This window comes from Achromobacter sp. NPDC008082, from assembly GCF_042957345.1.
Taxonomy (GTDB): domain Bacteria; phylum Pseudomonadota; class Gammaproteobacteria; order Burkholderiales; family Burkholderiaceae_B; genus Achromobacter; species Achromobacter kerstersii_A.
Window position 1 is genome coordinate 410,673 of sequence record NZ_JBIBIB010000004.1, and the last position, 15,827, is coordinate 426,499.

Consider the following 15,827-nt stretch of genomic DNA (forward strand, 5'->3'; position numbering starts at 1 on the left):
GGCCTCGCGGGTCATAGGGATTCGGGGTCTCGGCGCAGGGAGAAGCCTTGCGCTTCGTTCATGGCCAGATAACTGACATTGCGCGATACCACGGGCGGCTTGTCGCCGCTGTGCAGCGCGCGGACTTCGTCCAGCACCATCTTGTCGGCCAGCGTCAGCCGGTCGAGCATGCGCAGGTATTGCATCCAGCTTTCCACCAGGAAGACTTCGCGCCAGACGCCCTCGCGTTCCAGGTCGCGGAACAGCTGCCATTGCTGCGCGCCGTTGCGCAGGCGCAGTAGCCGCAGCGGATGCGCGGCGCTAAGCAGCGCCGGCAGTTTGTCGCGTTCGATCAGGTATTCCACGGCGACCAGCACGGAGCCATGCTGCGTGTTGAAGCCGGCGGCTGCCAGCGCCGGTTCGGTGCTGTCGACCCGGGCGAGCGATTGGGTGTCCACGTGTTCGGGCAGGCGGGAGCGGTACAGCAGGGCTACGGTAATGCCCAGCATGATGCCGGCGGTGACCAGCGCGCCGGATACGCCCATGGTGCCCGCAAAGTGGCCCCACATGAATGAGCCCGCGGCCAGGCCGCCGAAGATGGCCGTCTGGTAAAGCGCCAGCGCGCGGGCCTTGACCCAGTCAGGCACGAGCATCTGGACGGTGGTGTTGTAGGTGGCCAGCACGCCGATCCAGCAACTGCCCGACACCAGCAGCGCGGGAAAGGCGATCCACAAGCTGCCGGTCAGGCCCAGCGCCAGCAAGCAGGCGGCCAGCAGCCCGGCGGCGACGCTGACGAGTCCGCCCGCGCCCCACGCGGCTTGGACGCGGCGCACGAAGGCGCTGCCCAGGATCGCGCCCAGGCCCAGCGCGCCCAGCATGTAGCCGTAGAGCAAGGCGCTGCCGTCTTCCTGGTCGTGCGCCAGTAGGGGCAGCAGCGCCCACAGGGCGCTGGCAGACAGGCCGAAGGCGAACGAGCGCAGCATGACAACGCGGGTGACGGTGGAGTGCTGGGTGTAGCGCAGAGCGGCGACGACGCCTTCGAACAGGCCTTCGGGCGGCAGGCGGCGTTCAGGCAGGTCTCGCTTCCAGCGCCAGATGGCCCAGATCAAGCCGCCGTAGCAGAAGCAGTTCAGCAGGAAGACCCAGGGCGCGCCCATGGCGCCCAGCAGCAGGCCGCCAATGGCGGGGCCGACGGCGCGCGCGACGTTGTAGTTGACGCTGTTGAGCAGGACGGCGCTGCCGACATGGGCGCGCGGCACCTGTTCGCCAACGGCGGCTTGCCAGGCGGGGGTGACGATGGCGCTGCCAATGGCGATGCAGAAGACGGAGGCGATGAGGGTGATGGGGTGCAGCAGGCCGGCGAACGCCAGGATGGTGATGAAGACGCCGCCGGACAGTTCCAGCAGCATGCCGGTCAGCATGACTTTGCGGCGGTCGTAGTTGTCGGCGAGCACGCCGGTCAGGATGGATAGCGCGACCAGCGGAAAGGCCGCGGCGACCTGGATCATGGCGACCATCAGGGGGCTGCTCTGTTCGGTGGTGATGATCCAGGCGGCAGCGACGGATTGCGCCCAGGTGCCTAGATTGGCGAACAGGTTGGCGATCCAGATGATGCGGAACGCGGGGAAGGATAAGGGGGAGAGGGTGCTGACGGTCAGGGGTTCTGCCGGGGCGGCAGGAGGGGCGGCGGGAAGGTCCGCGGAGGGAGAGACGGGTTGGAGCATGGGGGCTCTGGGGCGCGTCTTTGGCGTCTTTGTGGGGGGTGTTTTGGAGCGGGTTTTGCGATTGGCGAATGGGTATGGTACGCCTGAATTGGGGCTGGGATGGCGCTTTCGGGGGCGGGTGCTGGTTCTTGATCCGCCTGGGGCGTGGGGGGCAGGGGGCGCGCGGGTCAACGATTGCGGTCCGGAGCCTTCGCTCCGGACTGCCCCGTCGTCATCTTCGTCAGCGCCTGCGGCGCTTCCTTCAGATTCCCTCGGGCGCATCGACTCCCCGCGCACCCCCTGCCCCCCACGCCCCAGGCTGCGTTGCTGGAAACTTTGCGGGATCTGGGGCGAGTGGTGTGCTTGGCGTTTTTGAGCAGCACTCGCTGGGGTGGGAAGCGTTTGCAGGGACGCCAAAGTCGGCCGCGCAGGCGGCCTTTTTTGGCATATGAGGGTTGCCTGGCGCTTGGGGGGGTGCTGCGCGTGTCGGGAGGTTGGTTGGCGCGGGCTGTGGATAAAGGTGTGGGTAAGACGGTGGATTTTGGGTGGATAGCCGGTGGATAGGCAGTGGATAAGGTGGGATAACTTTTGGTGACGCAATTGGTGGCGGCGGGAGCCGGGTTTTCCCTTGATTTCTAGTACGCTGCGCGGTGGCCCGGCGCTTGCCGGGCTGGACTCTGTTTGGATGCACTGTTTGCCATGACCCTGACGTTCAATGGGCGCGCATTTGCCGCCCTGCTTGCCGTAACCGCGCTGCTGGCGCTGATTGCCCTGTATGGCGCGCCCTACCCATTCGTGCGCGGGTTTCTGGGGGATGTGATTGCCGTGGGGTGGGCGTATCTGGTGTATCGCACCTTTATCCGTGCGCGTGTGATGACGCTGGCGGTGGCGGCGTTGCTGACAGGGTATGCGGTGGAGTTTGGCCAGTATCTGGCGCGCGTGTACGGGTGGCAGCTTGAGCAGCCGGTGTTGCGCGTGGTGTTGGGCAGCGTGCCCGACTGGTGGGACGTGCTGGCTTACACGGTGGGGTTTGTGGTGGTGTTGATGCTGTCGCTGGGTAAAGAGCGGCGCCAGCAGAAGGCGGATTTGCTGAATGCCCGGATGCGGGCCAGCTTGCGCGCCCGCCGTTAGGCGGCGGGGCGATGCGGCCGGGGCGCTCGCCCCGGCTTGTTCTGATTGATCACGCTTGGCAGATCGGTTCGTCGTCGTTGCGGCGCACTGCGGGGGCGGCTGCGCGCAGCGGTTGCAGGCGGGCGGTGCGGAACGGGGCGAAGAGTTCGGCCCAGGACGACGGGAACAGGGGCGTGGCGTGGCGCACCGCGTCGCGGCGGGCGTAGTGGCTCAACAGTTGCTGGCCGATCGGATCGTCTCCAAGGGGATGGCGGGTGGTCATGGTATTTCCGTATTGCATTGATAATGTATTCATTGTACTCATCCCTACCCTACTCGTAAACCCTGAGTTTTTGCGTGCCGGTGCGGACTCAAGTCATTGATATGCAACGATCTGGCCCTGTTTACGCCGTGCGTCTCCGGGATTGCCCTAGCAGTATCAAACGGTAGACGGTATACAATGTTCTTCACGGCCGGGCTGAGCCAGCCTGGAATCTCTCCCACTGGACTGGAGCGTGTCATGGCAGAACTGATGAACCGAGATGAATTCCGCACCGCGTTGGAAAACGCGATCAAGGGCAAGAGCGCGAACGCGTCGCCCTTTTCCATCGCCTGGGCGGAAGGCAAGCTGAGCCGCGAGCATTTGTCGCGCTGGGCGGAAAACCACTATCACTACGTCGGCCCGTTCGCGGACTACCTGGGCTACCTCTACGCCCGCACGCCCGACACCTATACCGAGGCCAAGGACTTCCTGCTGGCCAATATGTATGAAGAGGAAATCGGCGGCGACCGCCATACCGATCTCTTGATCCGTTTTGCCGAAGCCTGCGGCACCACCCGCGAACGGGTGACGAACCCGGACAACATGTCGCCCACCACGCGCGCCCTGCAAAGCTGGTGTTACGCCGTGGCCATGCGCGAGGACCCCATCGTGGCGGTGGCGGGTTTGGTTGTGGGCCTGGAATCGCAGGTGCCGTCGATCTACCGCAAGCAGACGCCGACGCTGCGCGAGAAGTACGGCTTCACGGACGAAGAGGTGGAGTTCTTTGATCTGCACATCGTGTCGGACGAGATCCACGGCGAACGCGGCTATCAGATCGTGCTGGAGCATGCCAATACGGTGGAGCTTCAGCAGCGCTGCCTGAAGATCTGCGAAATCGGCGCGCAGATGCGGCTGCTGTACACGACCGCGCTTTACACGGATTACGTGCAGAGCGAGATCAAGCTGCCCGAGCTGGGCCTGGCCGCCTGATTGCCTGGCTGGCTGATACCCGCCGGTTGCACGGTGTATGCCGGGCAACCGGCCCGCAGTTCCTGGATGACAGACTCATGCCTACCGTTGTATTTCATAAAGGCGGCCAGACCTACACCGACGAGGTGAAGGACAACACCAACCTGGTGGTGCGGGCCGGCATCAAGCAGTTTCCGTATCCGCATCTGCGCTACGAATGCGGCATGGGCAAGTGCGCCAAGTGCGCGTGCCGCGTGCTGGCGGGGGCGGAGCATTTGCCGCCGGTGAACTGGAAAGAAAAGAAGCAGCTGGGTGATCGTATTGATCAGGGTTATCGGCTGGCGTGCCAGCTGTGGCTGAGCAGCGATGTGGAATTGCTTCAGGACGTGGAGGCATGACGCGCATGGATTCCGCATACGTGATCCTGACGACCAAGCCCGGCGTGTTCCGCACTGAAGTCGGCGACGACGTGGACATTATCGAAACCTATGACTACGTGTTCTACGGGCGCGCGCTGGCGGTCTTTCGCATTGCGCGGCTGCATGGCGATACCCGGCTGATCGTCACCGAAGAGACGCCGCCTTATGTGGTGAACCGCGTGCCGTCCAAGTTCCTGGAGAAGTTCTCGTCGGTGGAGGCGGCCCGCAAGGAGCTCGCGCATCTGACGCGCTTTGGCAGTATGGAATCGACCTTGACGCGGCGGCCCGCCGCCGCCGTCGCGGAGCATTGAGCATCATGGTTCAGATCACTTTTATTTCGAATGGCGGCAAAGTTGCGACGGCGCCCGAGAACAGCAATCTGCTGCGCGTGTCGCTGAAAGAGAAGGGCGGCATCCCGTTCAAATGCGGGGGCGGCCTGTGCGGCACGTGCAAATGCCGCATCGAAGAAGGGCTGGAGCACACCGACGCCATCAAGCCGAAAGAGCGCAAGCATTTGCGGCCGGAAGACTTCGAAGCAGGCTACCGCATGGCGTGTCAGACGTTCGTGAACGGCGACGTGAAAGTGTCGTGGGTCGTGCAGAACGGCAAGGGCGTGGTGGTGGGCGCATCGTCCGACCCGGTGGAAGCGGCGAGCTGATACGACGCGGCGTCATCAAACGCCAGAGGATGACACGTACAGGAAAATACGGGGGCCGCTCGGCCCCCGCTTCTCTTTGCGCTGCGGCTAGTCCGCCGAGCCGTGTTGCTGCGCGTCGGTATACGCCTTGGCGGCGTTGTGCACATGCTGGCTGGCCAGCAGCGCGGCCAGGTCGCCGTTGCCGGCGATAACGGCGTTCAGAATCTGCGAGTGCTCGTCCCAGTTCGCCTTGGCGCGATGCATGTTGCTGGGGGCAAACAGCAGCGCCGTGCGGTCACGCAGCGAACGCATCAGGTCGGTCAGCACCACGTTGCCGCCAATGGTCGCCAGCATTTCGTGAAACTGCGAATTCAGCGCCAGGAACTTGTCCAGCTGTTCGCTGCGGGCGGCTTCGGTGCCTTCGCGCAGGAACGCTTGCAGGCGTTCAACGGTTTTGGCGTCGCGCCGCTGCGCCGCGAGTTTCGCGTTCAGGCCTTCCAGCGTGGCGCGCACTTCGACCATGTCGTAGGCAATGGCATCGGACAGCACCGACACCGATGCGCCGCGCCGCGGTTCGATGGTGACGAGCCCTTCAGCGGCCAGCGCGCGCAGCGCCTCGCGCACGGGAATGCGCGACACGCCCATTTCTTCGGATAAGCGGCCTTCCACCAGGCGGTCACCGGGGGTGAATTCCCCGCTAAGAATGCGTTCGCGCAGCTTGTCGCGAATGACGGCGAACAACTGCGGGTGCTGCTCGCCGATCTTCAGCGGTGCGGAAGACTGCGTCTCTACGGCTTGGGTGCTGACAGGCGAAGTGGTCATGGCGAGCATGGTTGGATTAATGGATACATTCTCCATTGTATTACCGGGTGTAGCCGAATGCAGGTTCGGAAGCGACGCAAATCAGGCGCCCCAGAAGGATTTGACCAGAACGCCCACCGCGCCCAGCGCGCAAGCGGCGAGCAACACGCTGCGCACGGCATGCGGCGGCAACAGGTTGCGCAGCCGGTTAGAGACCGCAAAACCGGCCAGCAGAAAGGGTGCAAGACTCAGCGCCAGCCCCGCGTGGTAACCGGTATAGCGATTGGCCAGCGCCAGCATGGCCAGCGAGAAAATCGACCCCAGGAACAGCACCACGCCCAAGGTGGCGCGCAGCTTCGGGGGCGCGGTGTGTTGCAGCACGATGGCGATGGGCGGCGCGCCGACAGAGGTCATCGTGCCCATGATGCCCGAGGCCACTCCCGCGCCCGACACGCGGCCTGGCGTGGCCGTAAAGCGCAAGCCCGCCACGCTTAATCCCACTGCGGCCAGGATCATGCAGGCGAACAATACGCCCAGCGTTTGCGGGGCGAAGCGCGCCATGGCGTAGATGGCGATCAGCGTGCCAACGGCGCGGCCCGCCAGTGCATACGACACGGCGGACCAGTCGATGAAGGCGCGTTCGCGCAGCGCGGTCAATAACGAGATAAAGCCGCCAAGCGTCAGCAGCGGGCCGGGCGCCAACTGCGGAAAGAACATCGCCGCCACGGGCGCGGCAAACATCGCAAAGCCAATGCCGCCCACGCCTTGCGCCACGGCGGCGCCGAACACCACTACCGCCATGGCGGCGTAGTGCCAGGCATCGGGGAACGTCAGGGTGGATAGCATCTAGGGCTATGTTCCTTTATGTATACGATAGTCAAAGAGGCGTAGGCGCCCGATACCCGAATGCGTCATAAATCCTAGGGTAATCCCTTGATTTTTGACGCTTATTCATGGGTTTTTCAGAATTATCGGTTTCCCTAGGCGGTGCATATTTCAGTTGGTATGGCTCATAACGAAATATAGTATACCGATTGTGGCGACCTAACAGCCACGTCACAAGGGGAATCGCGCATGCAAGCGGACGTCGTGCTCAACGCTGCTCATTGGATGTACCTGATCAGCGTGGCCGCCATCATCCTGACGATGATTTTGCGGGCCAATGTGGTCGTGCCATCGGTAATTGGCACGTTTCTGGTGGTGCTCGCCATCACCGGTAACCCGATCAGCGCGCTGATCGGCATCTTCTCGGCCAGCTTCGTGGCCGCCAAAGAGCTTTTCAATATCTTCCTGGTCATCACCTTCATGACCGCCCTGCTCAACGCCTTGAAGACCTTGCAGGCGGACGTGCGCATGGTGCAGCCGTTCAGGAAAGTGATGCGCGGCGGCCACTCGTCGTTCGTGATCATCGCCCTCTGTACCTATGTGATTTCGCTGTTCTTCTGGCCCACGCCCGCCGTGCCGCTGGTGTCGGCGATTTTGCTGCCCGCCGCCATCGCCGCGGGGCTGCCGCCGTTGGCCGGCGCCATGGCAATTGCCATTGCCGGCCAGGGCATGGCGCTGTCGTCCGACTATGTGATCGGGGTGGCGCCCAGCATCAGCGCCAAGGCGGCGGGCGCGGCGGTCAGCGCGGCCGTGGTGGCCGACCGCGCGCTGGTGCTGTCGCTGATCACCGGCGCGGTGGCGCTGGTGACGGCCTACCTGCTGATCCGCAAGCACATCGTGCCCGCCAACGCCGCGCTGCTGGACGCCTGGCAGGCCCGCGCGCAAGACGGCAGCCTGGCGCGCATCGAGCAATCGGGGTCGTTCGACAAGGCCGAGCTCGCGCGCGGCACCATGGGCGCCGACCCGGCGTTGCCCCAAGGCCCCGTACTGAGCGACGAAGAACGCCGCCGGGTGCGCTGGTCGAAGACCTTCGCCGTGGTGACGCCCTTGGCGTTCCTGGCGGTGATCGCGGTGATGGTGTTGCCGCGCATGTTTCCGTCGCTGCCCGCCCTGCGTGGCGGCGACGCGGCGGCGCTGGTGGGCGGCGTGGCCTTCGTGGTGATGATGTTCGTGACGCTGGCCGCCGAAGGCCCGCGCAAGATGCTGGACGTCTGCCCCGAACATGTCACGGACGGCTTCGTCTTCGCGTTCAAGGCGATGGGCTCGGTGCTGCCGATTGCGGGCTTCTTCTTCGTGGGCGCCAATGAAACCGCCGCGCAGATCCTGGGCGTGCCGCAGGCGCAAGCCCCGGGCCTGCTGTTCGAAGTGATCTCGGCCGGCCAGCACATGATCCCCGAGAACCACTTCCTGGTCGCTTTTGGCGTGTTGCTGGTAGGCATGATCACCGGCATCGACGGCTCGGGTTTCGCCGGCCTGCCGCTGACCGGCACGCTGTCTGGCGCGCTGGGTCCGGTGGTCGGCGTGGACCCGGCCACGCTGGCGGCGGTGGGGCAGATGGGCGCGGTGTGGACGGGCGGCGGCACGCTGATCGCCTGGTCGTCGTTGATAGCAGTGGCGGGGTTTGCGCGGGTGAACGTGCTGTCGCTGGTGCGGGCGTTACTGCTGCCGGTGTTGCTGGCGCTGTTCGTCTCGACGATCTGCGCGGTGCTGATCTGGAGTTGACCCCGGCCGGAACGTGGAAAGGGCCCTGCGGGGCCCTTTTGCTTATCTCTTTTCTTACCGATGGGGCGGTAGCCGCTGGCCGATCCAGCCAGGGTTTCCACGGATCGTCGACAACTGATTAAAGTATACAATGTTCATAAGCTATCTCAGACGACCAATCCGGCCACTCCGTATCAATAAAGGAAGCGCACCCGTGGACGATCTTTCGCAGCAGGCCTTCATGAATCACATCGGCGGGGCCTGGGTGCCCAGCGCCACCGGCCGCACGGCCCCCAATATCAACCCCGCGGACACGTCCGACGTCGTGGGCCTGTTCCCTGTGTCAGACGCCGAAGACGCCGGCCGCGCAGTCGCCGCCGCCGATGCCGCGTTCGCGGCGTGGCGCGACCTGCCCATCTCCAAGCGCGCCGCCATCCTGTTTCGCGCGGCCCAATATCTGGAAGACCACGCCGACGCCTTCGCCCGCGAGCTGACCCGCGAAGAAGGCAAAAGCCTGAATCTGGCCAAGGACGAAGTGATGCGCTCGGCGCAGACGATTCGGTTCTACGCGGTGGAAGGGCAGTCTTTCACCGGTGAAACCTTTGTCAACGACGACCCCGACATGGTGGTCTACAGCCAGCGCGAGCCGCTGGGCGTGGTCACCGTGATCTCGCCGTGGAACTTCCCCATCTCGATTCCCGCCCGCAAGATCGCGCCCGCGCTCATCGCCGGCAACACCGTGGTGTTCAAGCCGTCGTCGGATGCGCCGTTGTCCGGCTACCGGCTGACCGAGGCCTTCGTGCAGGCGGGCCTGCCCGCGGGCGTGCTGAACCTGGTGATCGGCCCGGCGTCGGCCGTTGGCCCCGCCATCACCAGCGCGCGCGCCGTGCGCGCCATTTCGTTTACCGGCTCGACCGCCGCAGGCGAACAGATTCACCGCAGCGCGGGCCTGACTACCCGCACGCAGATGGAGCTGGGCGGCAAGAACCCGCTGATCGTGCTGGCCGACGCCGATCTAGATCGTGCCGTGGACCTGGCGGTCAAGGGCGGATTCTCGTTGAGCGGGCAGGCCTGCACCGGCACCAGCCGCGTGCTGGTCGACGCCAAGGTGCGGCAGGCGTTCACCGACAAGCTTGTCGCGCGCGTCAAGACGCTGACCATCGGCAACGGGCTGGACGGCAACTTCGACCTGGGTCCGTTGGCCACGCGCAAGCAGCTGGACAACGTGCTGAGCTACATCGCCATCGGCAAGCAGGAAGCCACGCACCTGTGCGGCGGCGACGTGCTCACCGGCCCCGGTTTTGAACGCGGCTATTACGTGACGCCCGCGCTGTTCACCGACGTGACGCAGCAGATGCGCATCGCGCGCGAAGAAATCTTCGGCCCGGTGATCGCCCTGATCGAAGTTGACGGCTATGACGACGCCATCACGAAAGCCAATGACACCGAATACGGCTTGTCGGCCGCCATCGCCACCACCGACGCGCGCTACGCGCACCGTTTCGCCCGCGACATTCAGGCGGGCACGGTGAAGATCAACCGCACCACCACCGGCAACCTGATCAACGCGCCGTTTGGCGGACTGAAGCATTCCAGCACCTCCACGTTCCGCGAATCGGGACGCGTGGGCCTGGAGTTCTACACGCAGATCAAAACCATTTACCGCGCCGGCTAAACCCGCGCAAACAAAGAGGCTACGAAATGAAGCAGATCTATCGCCTGGAACTGGAAGAAGCGCGCCTGATGGTGCGCGCGGCCATCGCCAAGTCTGAAGCTATCGGCGTGCTGGAATCCATTTGCATCGTGGATGACGGCGGCTATCCCATCGCGCTGGAACGCATGGACGGCGCGCGCATCACCGGCCCGCAGATCGCGTGGAACAAGGCGTTCACCGCCGCCGGCCACAAGCGTTCGACTCATCTGTTCAACACGCCGCCCAACGGCCCCGCGCTGCCCGGCAACGAAGCCTTCGGCATTCAATGGAGTTTCGACGGCAAGTTCGCGGTGTTCGTCGGCGGCTTTCCGATTGTGGTGAATGACGAGGTGATCGGCGGCGTGGGCTTGAGCGGCGGCAACGGCGAACAGGACACGCAAGCCGGCCTGGCCGCCTTGGCGGCATTGGCCGAACTGCTGGACCCGCGCGGCATGAAAGTGCTGGTGCAGGCCGACATCAAAAAATAACGACACAACGAGCGAGGCCGCGATGGCATACCGCGTGCATATCCTGGAAACGGACGAAGCGTTCGTTGTGCAGCCGGACGAATCCGTGCTGGACGCCGCCGTGCGCGCGGCGGTGAAGCTGCCGCACGAATGCACGTTCGGCGGTTGCGGCACGTGCCGCATCAAGCTGGAATCGGGTGCGGTGCGTTACGACGAATTCCCCATGGCGCTCACGCCCGAGGAAGCCGCCGAAGGCTACGCGCTGGCGTGCCAGGCTCGCCCGGAAAGTGATCTGTGCATCAGCGTGGCCAGCAGCCGGCAGCAGTTTCCCGAACCGCGCCAACTGCCGGCCACCGTGCACCGCATTGAGGCGTACACCGACGACATCATGCATCTGACGTTGGCGCTGCCTGATGACGCGCTGGATTACGTGCCGGGCCAGTACATGAATGTGCTGCTGCCGGATGGCGAGACGCGCAGCTTTTCGATGGCGTCGGCGCCTGCCAGCGGCTTGCTGGATTTCCATGTGCGCCGCATTCCCGGCGGCCGATATACCGACCACTGGCTGGGTCAGGCGCAGGCTGGCGCGGCATTGAATATCGAAGCGCCGCTGGGCGTGTTCAGCTATCACGAGGAAGACTGGCGGCCGATCATCATGATGGCCACTGGCACCGGCATTGCGCCGATCAAGGCCATTCTGGAATCGTTGCTGGACAAGGAAGACTGCCCGCCGGTCAGCCTGTATTGGGGCATGCGCACCGAAGCCGATTTGTATCTGCAAGACGAAATCGCAAGCTGGGCAGGGCGCTTGTACGAGTTCAACTACGTGCCGGTGCTGTCGCGCGCAAGCGAAGGCTGGCAAGGCCGGCGCGGCCACGTGCAGGACGCGGTCCTGCAAGACCACGCCGACCTGTCCGAACACGCCTTCTACCTGTGCGGCGCGCCCGCGATGATCCAGGACGCCAAACACCAGCTGGCCGCGCGCGGAGCCAGCCTGGACCATCTGTACGCCGACAGCTTCACCTTCCAGCACGCGCTGGCGCCTGTCGCCTGACGCGCGGCTCGCTCTGCGCTACCGGAACACCAGCACGGGCAGCCGCGTCTTGTTCAGCACGCGCTGCGTTTCGCTGCCCAACAGAAAGCCGGTCATGCCGTGCCGCCCGTGCGAGCCCATGACGATCAGGTCGCAGCCTTCGCTTTTCGCCGTCTCGACGATGGCCTCGTGCGGGTGATCGTTGACCATGACAACGGTGCTGCAAGGCACCAACGCATGACGGGCTTCCATCTCCAGGCCTTCCAGATAGCTCTGCGCGTTTTTCCGCGCCTGGTCAGTATGGTGCGCTTGGGTCGTGCCCAGCATCTCGGCCTGGTAGACCAGCAGATGGTCCTCCGGTATGGCGCGGATAACGGTGATGGTCGCGCCCATTTCCTTGGCGAAAACGAGCGCGCGCTTGAAAGCCGATTCGGACAGCAGGGAGCCATCCACGGCGATGAGCAAGTGCCGATACATGTCGCTTCTCCTTTAGAAAAAGGAATGTCGAGCAACGAAGGTCGAGCAACGGCGAAATCAGTATAGGCTCGCCGTTATCGGCAATCCAGTCCCGCATAAGGACGAGGCAGCGCTTGCTTTCATGCGCGGCGGCGCAGCGCCTCATCGCGGGTCGCCAGGCCCCGGGGGAGCGCGTCGATCAGGCTGCGCGTGTAGGGGTGGCGGGGGTGCCGCCATAGCGTGGCGTTCGGGCCTTCTTCCACGATCCGGCCCGCATTCATCACCAGCACCCGGTCCGCCAGATAGTGCACCACTGACAGGTCGTGCGAAATGAACAGGTACGACAAGCGGAACTCGGCTTTCAGGTCCACCAGCAGATTCAGAATCTGCGCCTGCACGGACACGTCCAGCGCGGAGACCGGCTCGTCGCAGATGACCACCGCCGGGCGCAGCACCAGCGCCCGGGCGATGCCGATGCGTTGCCGTTGTCCGCCCGAGAACTCGCTGGGATAGCGCGCCAGCGCCGCCCGGGGCAAACCCACCGCATCCAGGATGTGGTCAATGCGCCGCCGCCGCTCGTGCCGGTCCGACACGCGGTGGATGCGCAGCCCGGCTTCCAGAATGTCGTTCACCGTATGCCGGGGGTTCAGCGACGCATACGGGTCCTGGAAAATCATCTGCACGCTCTGCCGGTACGCGGCCAGGCGGCGGCGGTCCAGATGCGCGGTGTCTTCGCCGCGCAGCAGAATGCGGCCGGACGCGGGCGTCAGCAGCCGCACCAGCGTGCGCGACAAGGTCGATTTGCCGCAACCGGATTCGCCGACCAGCCCCAGGGTTTCCCCGGGCGCCAGCTGAAAAGACACGCCGTCCACCGCCGTCGCCGCGCCTTCGCGCGTGGCGTATTGCACGCGCAGGTCTTCGACTTGCAGCAGGGGCGGCGTGCCGGGCGGGGCGGGGTCATTGGCCGCCGCAGGCACGCGCGGCGGCGTGACCAGGCCAAACACCGGGCGCCCGGACGCCGGGTCCAGCCGGGTGCGGATTTCCGGCAGGCGGCGCATGCGGTAGTGGGTGGCGTCGTCCAGCTGCAACGATGCGCCCAGCAAGCCTTGCGTGTAGGGATGGCGCGGCTGGCTCAGCAGCGTGGCCGCCGGACCTTCTTCGACCTTCTCGCCGCCCACCATCACGGCGACGCGGTCCGCCCATTCGCCAACCACGGCCAGATCGTGGGTGATCAGCAGCAGCCCCATGCCGAGCTCGGCGCGCAGGTCGTCCAGCAATTGCAGAATCTGCGCCTGCACCGTGACGTCCAGCGCCGTGGTGGGTTCATCGGCCACCAGCAGGGCAGGCTGGCAGGCGATGGCGGCGGCGATCATGGCGCGCTGGCGTTGCCCGCCTGACAGCCGATGCGGATAGTCGTCCACGCGGCGCTGCGGTTCCGGCACGCGCACCAGGTCCAGCAGTTCAATGGCGCGGGCGCGGGCCGCGCGTGCGCTCGCGCCCCGGTGCAGGCGCAGCGCCTCACCGATCTGCTCACCCAGCGTCAGCACCGGGTTCAGGCTCGTCATGGGCTCCTGGAAAATCATGGCGATGCGGTCGCCGCGCAACGCGCAGCGCTGGCGTTCGGTCAGCGTCAACAGGTCTTGGCCGTTGAACGCGATGCGGCCAGCCACGCGCGCATGGCGCGGCAGCAAGCCCAGCAACGCAAGCGCGGTGGTGGATTTGCCGCAGCCCGATTCGCCCACAAGCGCCAGCGTCTCGCCGGCGTGAATGCGCAGGTCCAGCCCGCGTACGGCCTCGTGCCCGGGAAAGGACACGTTCAAGCCTTGGATGTCGATCAGCGTGGTCATGATGGCTCGCAATGCGGGCTAGCGCGCGGCGGCGGGCGCAACGGCCCGATGGCGGCGCAGTTTGGGATTGAGCGCGTCGTTCACCGCATCGCTCAACAGGTTCAGCGCCAGCACGGTGGCCATGATGGTCAGGCCCGGCAGCGCCGTCATGTACCAGGCGGTGCGCAAGGCCTCGCGTCCGGCGCCCACCATGCTGCCCCAGCTGACCACGTTGGGGTCGCCCAGGCCCAGGAACGCCAGGCCGGCCTCCGACAAAATGGCGTGCGCCACCAGCACGGCGGTGGTCACGATGATGGGCGGCAATGCGTTGGGCAGAATTTCAATAAAGATGATGCGCGCATGGCCCGCGCCCAAGGTCTGCGCCGCCCGCACGAATTCGCGTTCACGCAGCGCGATGAATTCGCCGCGCGTCAGGCGCGCGATGCCCGTCCACGACGTCACGCCCAGCGCGAAGATGATGGTGGATAACGACGGCCCCAGAATCGCCACCAGCACAATCGCCAGCAGGAAGGACGGCACCGTCTGGAACAGTTCGGTGATGCGCATCAGCACCGCATCGCTGCGCGGCCCCGCATAGCCGGCAAACGCGCCCACCAGCAGCCCGATGGCCAGCGCGATGGCGGCCGACGCGCCGCCCACCAGCAACGACACGCGCGCGCCGTGAAACAGGCCGGCCAGGATGTCGCGGCCCATCAGGTCGGTGCCTGCCGGAAACTCCGCGTCGTCGCCCGGCCAGGTAAAGGGGGCGCCCACCATTTCCAGCGGATCACCCGGGAACAGCCACGACGCCGTCGCGGCGGCCCCCAGCACGATCAACAAGATGCCCGCGCCCACGGCGGCGGAAGGGGCGCGCAAAAGCCGCAGCACGGCCAGCAGATTCTGCTTCATGACTTTCTTACCCGAGGGTCCAGCAGGCCGTAAGTGGCATCCACGGCAATGTTCATCAAGGCCACCAACGCCGCGCTCATCAGCAGGATGCCCAGCAGCAGATTGACGTCGCGGCTGGCGATGGCTTCGAACGACAGCTGGCCCAGCCCCGGCCACGCGAACACGGTTTCGACCACGATGCTGCCGCCCAGCAATGCGCTGCTTTGCAAGCCCAGCATGGTGATGACGGGCAGGATGGCGTTCTTCAACGCATGCCGCCAGATCACCCGCGCTTCGCCGTTGCCGCGTGCGCGGGCGGTGCGGATGTAGTCCTCTTGCAGCGTTTCAATCATCGATGCGCGCGACAGCCGGGCATAGATGGCCACGTAGTAGATCGCCACTGTCGTCACCGGCAGCGCCAGATGGCGCGCGTAGTCCAGCCACTTCGCCCAGCCGGTGTAGGCCGCGCCCACATCGCGGATGCCGCCCACGGGCAGCCAATTCAGGTGCACGCCAAAGCCCACGATGAGCATCAGCGCGGTCCAGAACATGGGTGCGGAATAGCCGGCCGTGGCCAGGGCCGACAGCAACGTGTCCAGCGCGCCGTGCGGGCGTCTGGCGGCCAGCACCCCCAACAGCACGCCCAGGACGACCGACAGCGCCAGGCCCACGCCAATCAGCGCCAGCGTCGCGGGCAGGCGGCCGGCGATCAGATCGGCCACCGGCTCGCCATAGCGAAACGAATAGCCCAGGTCCAGTGACGCCAGGCTCTTCAGGTAATAGCCCAGCTGCGCCAACACGCTTTGGTCCAGCCCATAGGCCGCGCGCAACTGCGCCACGTGTTCCGGCGTGATGCCGCTGTTTTCAGAGGCGATGACGTCCACCAGATCCCCCGGCACCAGCTTAAGCAGGAAGAAGTTGGCGACGGCGGTGGCGCCGACGACAAAAAGAATCTGAAGCAGGTAGCGCAACGGACGCAAAGGGCGGGGCAGGCGCAT

General features: G+C 65.3%; 17 protein-coding genes. 9 read left to right on the forward strand and 8 right to left on the reverse strand.

Annotation, left to right across the window (positions count from 1 at the left end; all coding sequences use genetic code 11):
• Positions 1–11 precede the first annotated feature (11 nt).
• Positions 12–1,703 carry an MFS transporter gene (locus ACFZAI_RS17940; protein WP_391568207.1) on the reverse strand — a complete coding sequence of 564 codons (1,692 nt, stop codon included), beginning with the start codon at positions 1,701–1,703 and terminating at the stop codon, positions 12–14.
• Positions 1,704–2,381: 678 nt separating this feature from the next.
• On the opposite strand from ACFZAI_RS17940, the gene ACFZAI_RS17945 reads away from it, so the two are divergent.
• The gene (locus ACFZAI_RS17945) at positions 2,382–2,813 is read left to right on the forward strand and encodes a DUF2809 domain-containing protein (protein ID WP_391568532.1); all 432 of its coding nucleotides are present in this window, start codon (positions 2,382–2,384) and stop codon (positions 2,811–2,813) included.
• A gap of 49 nt (positions 2,814–2,862) precedes the next feature.
• On the opposite strand, the gene ACFZAI_RS17950 is transcribed toward ACFZAI_RS17945, so the two are convergent.
• The gene (locus ACFZAI_RS17950) at positions 2,863–3,075 is read right to left on the reverse strand and encodes a hypothetical protein (protein ID WP_391568209.1); all 213 of its coding nucleotides are present in this window, start codon (positions 3,073–3,075) and stop codon (positions 2,863–2,865) included.
• Between the two features lie 237 nt (positions 3,076–3,312).
• Here ACFZAI_RS17950 and ACFZAI_RS17955 point away from each other — a divergent pair, with 237 nt between their 5' ends.
• The 4 genes from ACFZAI_RS17955 to ACFZAI_RS17970 all read left to right on the forward strand — a co-directional run bounded on the left by ACFZAI_RS17955 (position 3,313) and on the right by ACFZAI_RS17970 (position 5,100).
• On the forward strand, positions 3,313–4,044 hold the full coding sequence (locus ACFZAI_RS17955; protein ID WP_391568211.1) for a TenA family transcriptional regulator: 732 nt from the start codon (positions 3,313–3,315) through the stop codon (positions 4,042–4,044).
• Positions 4,045–4,121: 77 nt separating this feature from the next.
• Positions 4,122–4,421 carry a 2Fe-2S iron-sulfur cluster-binding protein gene (locus tag ACFZAI_RS17960; protein WP_054421154.1) on the forward strand — a complete coding sequence of 100 codons (300 nt, stop codon included), beginning with the start codon at positions 4,122–4,124 and terminating at the stop codon, positions 4,419–4,421.
• A 5-nt stretch (positions 4,422–4,426) separates the two neighbouring features.
• A complete protein-coding gene (locus ACFZAI_RS17965; RefSeq protein ID WP_391568212.1) occupies positions 4,427–4,753 on the forward strand; it encodes a ferredoxin in 327 nt (108 codons plus the stop codon).
• A complete protein-coding gene (locus ACFZAI_RS17970) occupies positions 4,750–5,100 on the forward strand; it encodes a 2Fe-2S iron-sulfur cluster-binding protein (protein ID WP_391568213.1) in 351 nt (116 codons plus the stop codon). The genes ACFZAI_RS17965 and ACFZAI_RS17970 overlap by 4 nt, the downstream gene beginning before the upstream one ends.
• 87 nt (positions 5,101–5,187) lie before the next feature.
• Here the strand turns inward: ACFZAI_RS17970 and ACFZAI_RS17975 are convergent, their stop codons facing one another.
• Together ACFZAI_RS17975 and ACFZAI_RS17980 are read right to left on the reverse strand one after the other, a co-directional pair.
• Positions 5,188–5,901 (reverse strand): GntR family transcriptional regulator, encoded by a 714-nt coding sequence (locus tag ACFZAI_RS17975; protein WP_175170602.1) that lies wholly within the window; start codon positions 5,899–5,901, stop codon positions 5,188–5,190.
• Between the two features lie 81 nt (positions 5,902–5,982).
• Complete coding sequence (locus tag ACFZAI_RS17980; RefSeq protein ID WP_391568215.1) at positions 5,983–6,726, reverse strand: sulfite exporter TauE/SafE family protein; 744 nt, start codon at positions 6,724–6,726, stop codon at positions 5,983–5,985.
• Between the two features lie 228 nt (positions 6,727–6,954).
• On the opposite strand from ACFZAI_RS17980, the gene ACFZAI_RS17985 reads away from it, so the two are divergent.
• The 4 genes from ACFZAI_RS17985 (at position 6,955) to ACFZAI_RS18000 (ending at position 11,680) form a co-directional block, all read left to right on the forward strand.
• Positions 6,955–8,487 carry a hypothetical protein gene (locus tag ACFZAI_RS17985; RefSeq protein ID WP_391568216.1) on the forward strand — a complete coding sequence of 511 codons (1,533 nt, stop codon included), beginning with the start codon at positions 6,955–6,957 and terminating at the stop codon, positions 8,485–8,487.
• 220 nt (positions 8,488–8,707) lie between these two features.
• The gene (locus tag ACFZAI_RS17990; RefSeq protein WP_391568533.1) at positions 8,708–10,141 is read left to right on the forward strand and encodes an aldehyde dehydrogenase family protein; all 1,434 of its coding nucleotides are present in this window, start codon (positions 8,708–8,710) and stop codon (positions 10,139–10,141) included.
• Between the two features lie 26 nt (positions 10,142–10,167).
• Positions 10,168–10,647 carry a heme-binding protein gene (locus ACFZAI_RS17995; RefSeq protein ID WP_391568217.1) on the forward strand — a complete coding sequence of 160 codons (480 nt, stop codon included), beginning with the start codon at positions 10,168–10,170 and terminating at the stop codon, positions 10,645–10,647.
• A gap of 22 nt (positions 10,648–10,669) precedes the next feature.
• Positions 10,670–11,680: a 2Fe-2S iron-sulfur cluster-binding protein gene (locus tag ACFZAI_RS18000; protein ID WP_391568218.1), complete on the forward strand. Its 1,011-nt coding sequence runs from the start codon at positions 10,670–10,672 to the stop codon at positions 11,678–11,680.
• Between the two features lie 18 nt (positions 11,681–11,698).
• Here the strand turns inward: ACFZAI_RS18000 and ACFZAI_RS18005 are convergent, their stop codons facing one another.
• The 4 genes from ACFZAI_RS18005 to ACFZAI_RS18020 form a co-directional block, all read right to left on the reverse strand.
• Positions 11,699–12,136, reverse strand: coding sequence for a universal stress protein (locus tag ACFZAI_RS18005; protein ID WP_391568219.1), 438 nt, complete (start codon positions 12,134–12,136; stop codon positions 11,699–11,701).
• Positions 12,137–12,255: 119 nt separating this feature from the next.
• Entirely contained in the window at positions 12,256–13,962 is a 1,707-nt protein-coding gene (locus ACFZAI_RS18010) for an ABC transporter ATP-binding protein (protein WP_391568220.1), read from the reverse strand.
• 18 nt (positions 13,963–13,980) lie between these two features.
• Positions 13,981–14,850: an ABC transporter permease gene (locus tag ACFZAI_RS18015; RefSeq protein WP_391568222.1), complete on the reverse strand. Its 870-nt coding sequence runs from the start codon at positions 14,848–14,850 to the stop codon at positions 13,981–13,983.
• Entirely contained in the window at positions 14,847–15,827 is a 981-nt protein-coding gene (locus ACFZAI_RS18020; RefSeq protein WP_391568223.1) for an ABC transporter permease, read from the reverse strand. Before ACFZAI_RS18020 ends, ACFZAI_RS18015 begins: the two co-directional genes overlap by 4 nt.

Excerpts from the sequence above, each read along its gene's own strand:
- ACFZAI_RS17940 (WP_391568207.1), bottom strand. The coding sequence starts at position 1,703 with ATGCTCCAACCCGTCTCTCCCTCCGCGGACCTTCCCGCCGCCCCTCCT.
- ACFZAI_RS17945 (WP_391568532.1), top strand. The coding sequence starts at position 2,382 with ATGACCCTGACGTTCAATGGGCGCGCATTTGCCGCCCTGCTTGCCGTA.
- ACFZAI_RS17950 (WP_391568209.1), bottom strand. The coding sequence starts at position 3,075 with ATGACCACCCGCCATCCCCTTGGAGACGATCCGATCGGCCAGCAACTG.
- ACFZAI_RS17955 (WP_391568211.1), top strand. The coding sequence starts at position 3,313 with ATGGCAGAACTGATGAACCGAGATGAATTCCGCACCGCGTTGGAAAAC.
- ACFZAI_RS17960 (WP_054421154.1), top strand. The coding sequence starts at position 4,122 with ATGCCTACCGTTGTATTTCATAAAGGCGGCCAGACCTACACCGACGAG.
- ACFZAI_RS17965 (WP_391568212.1), top strand. The coding sequence starts at position 4,427 with ATGGATTCCGCATACGTGATCCTGACGACCAAGCCCGGCGTGTTCCGC.
- ACFZAI_RS17975 (WP_175170602.1), bottom strand. The coding sequence starts at position 5,901 with ATGACCACTTCGCCTGTCAGCACCCAAGCCGTAGAGACGCAGTCTTCC.
- ACFZAI_RS17980 (WP_391568215.1), bottom strand. The coding sequence starts at position 6,726 with ATGCTATCCACCCTGACGTTCCCCGATGCCTGGCACTACGCCGCCATG.
- ACFZAI_RS17985 (WP_391568216.1), top strand. The coding sequence starts at position 6,955 with ATGCAAGCGGACGTCGTGCTCAACGCTGCTCATTGGATGTACCTGATC.
- ACFZAI_RS17990 (WP_391568533.1), top strand. The coding sequence starts at position 8,708 with ATGAATCACATCGGCGGGGCCTGGGTGCCCAGCGCCACCGGCCGCACG.
- ACFZAI_RS17995 (WP_391568217.1), top strand. The coding sequence starts at position 10,168 with ATGAAGCAGATCTATCGCCTGGAACTGGAAGAAGCGCGCCTGATGGTG.
- ACFZAI_RS18000 (WP_391568218.1), top strand. The coding sequence starts at position 10,670 with ATGGCATACCGCGTGCATATCCTGGAAACGGACGAAGCGTTCGTTGTG.
- ACFZAI_RS18005 (WP_391568219.1), bottom strand. The coding sequence starts at position 12,136 with ATGTATCGGCACTTGCTCATCGCCGTGGATGGCTCCCTGCTGTCCGAA.
- ACFZAI_RS18010 (WP_391568220.1), bottom strand. The coding sequence starts at position 13,962 with ATGACCACGCTGATCGACATCCAAGGCTTGAACGTGTCCTTTCCCGGG.
- ACFZAI_RS18015 (WP_391568222.1), bottom strand. The coding sequence starts at position 14,850 with ATGAAGCAGAATCTGCTGGCCGTGCTGCGGCTTTTGCGCGCCCCTTCC.
- ACFZAI_RS18020 (WP_391568223.1), bottom strand. The coding sequence starts at position 15,827 with ATGCGCCTGCCCCGCCCTTTGCGTCCGTTGCGCTACCTGCTTCAGATT.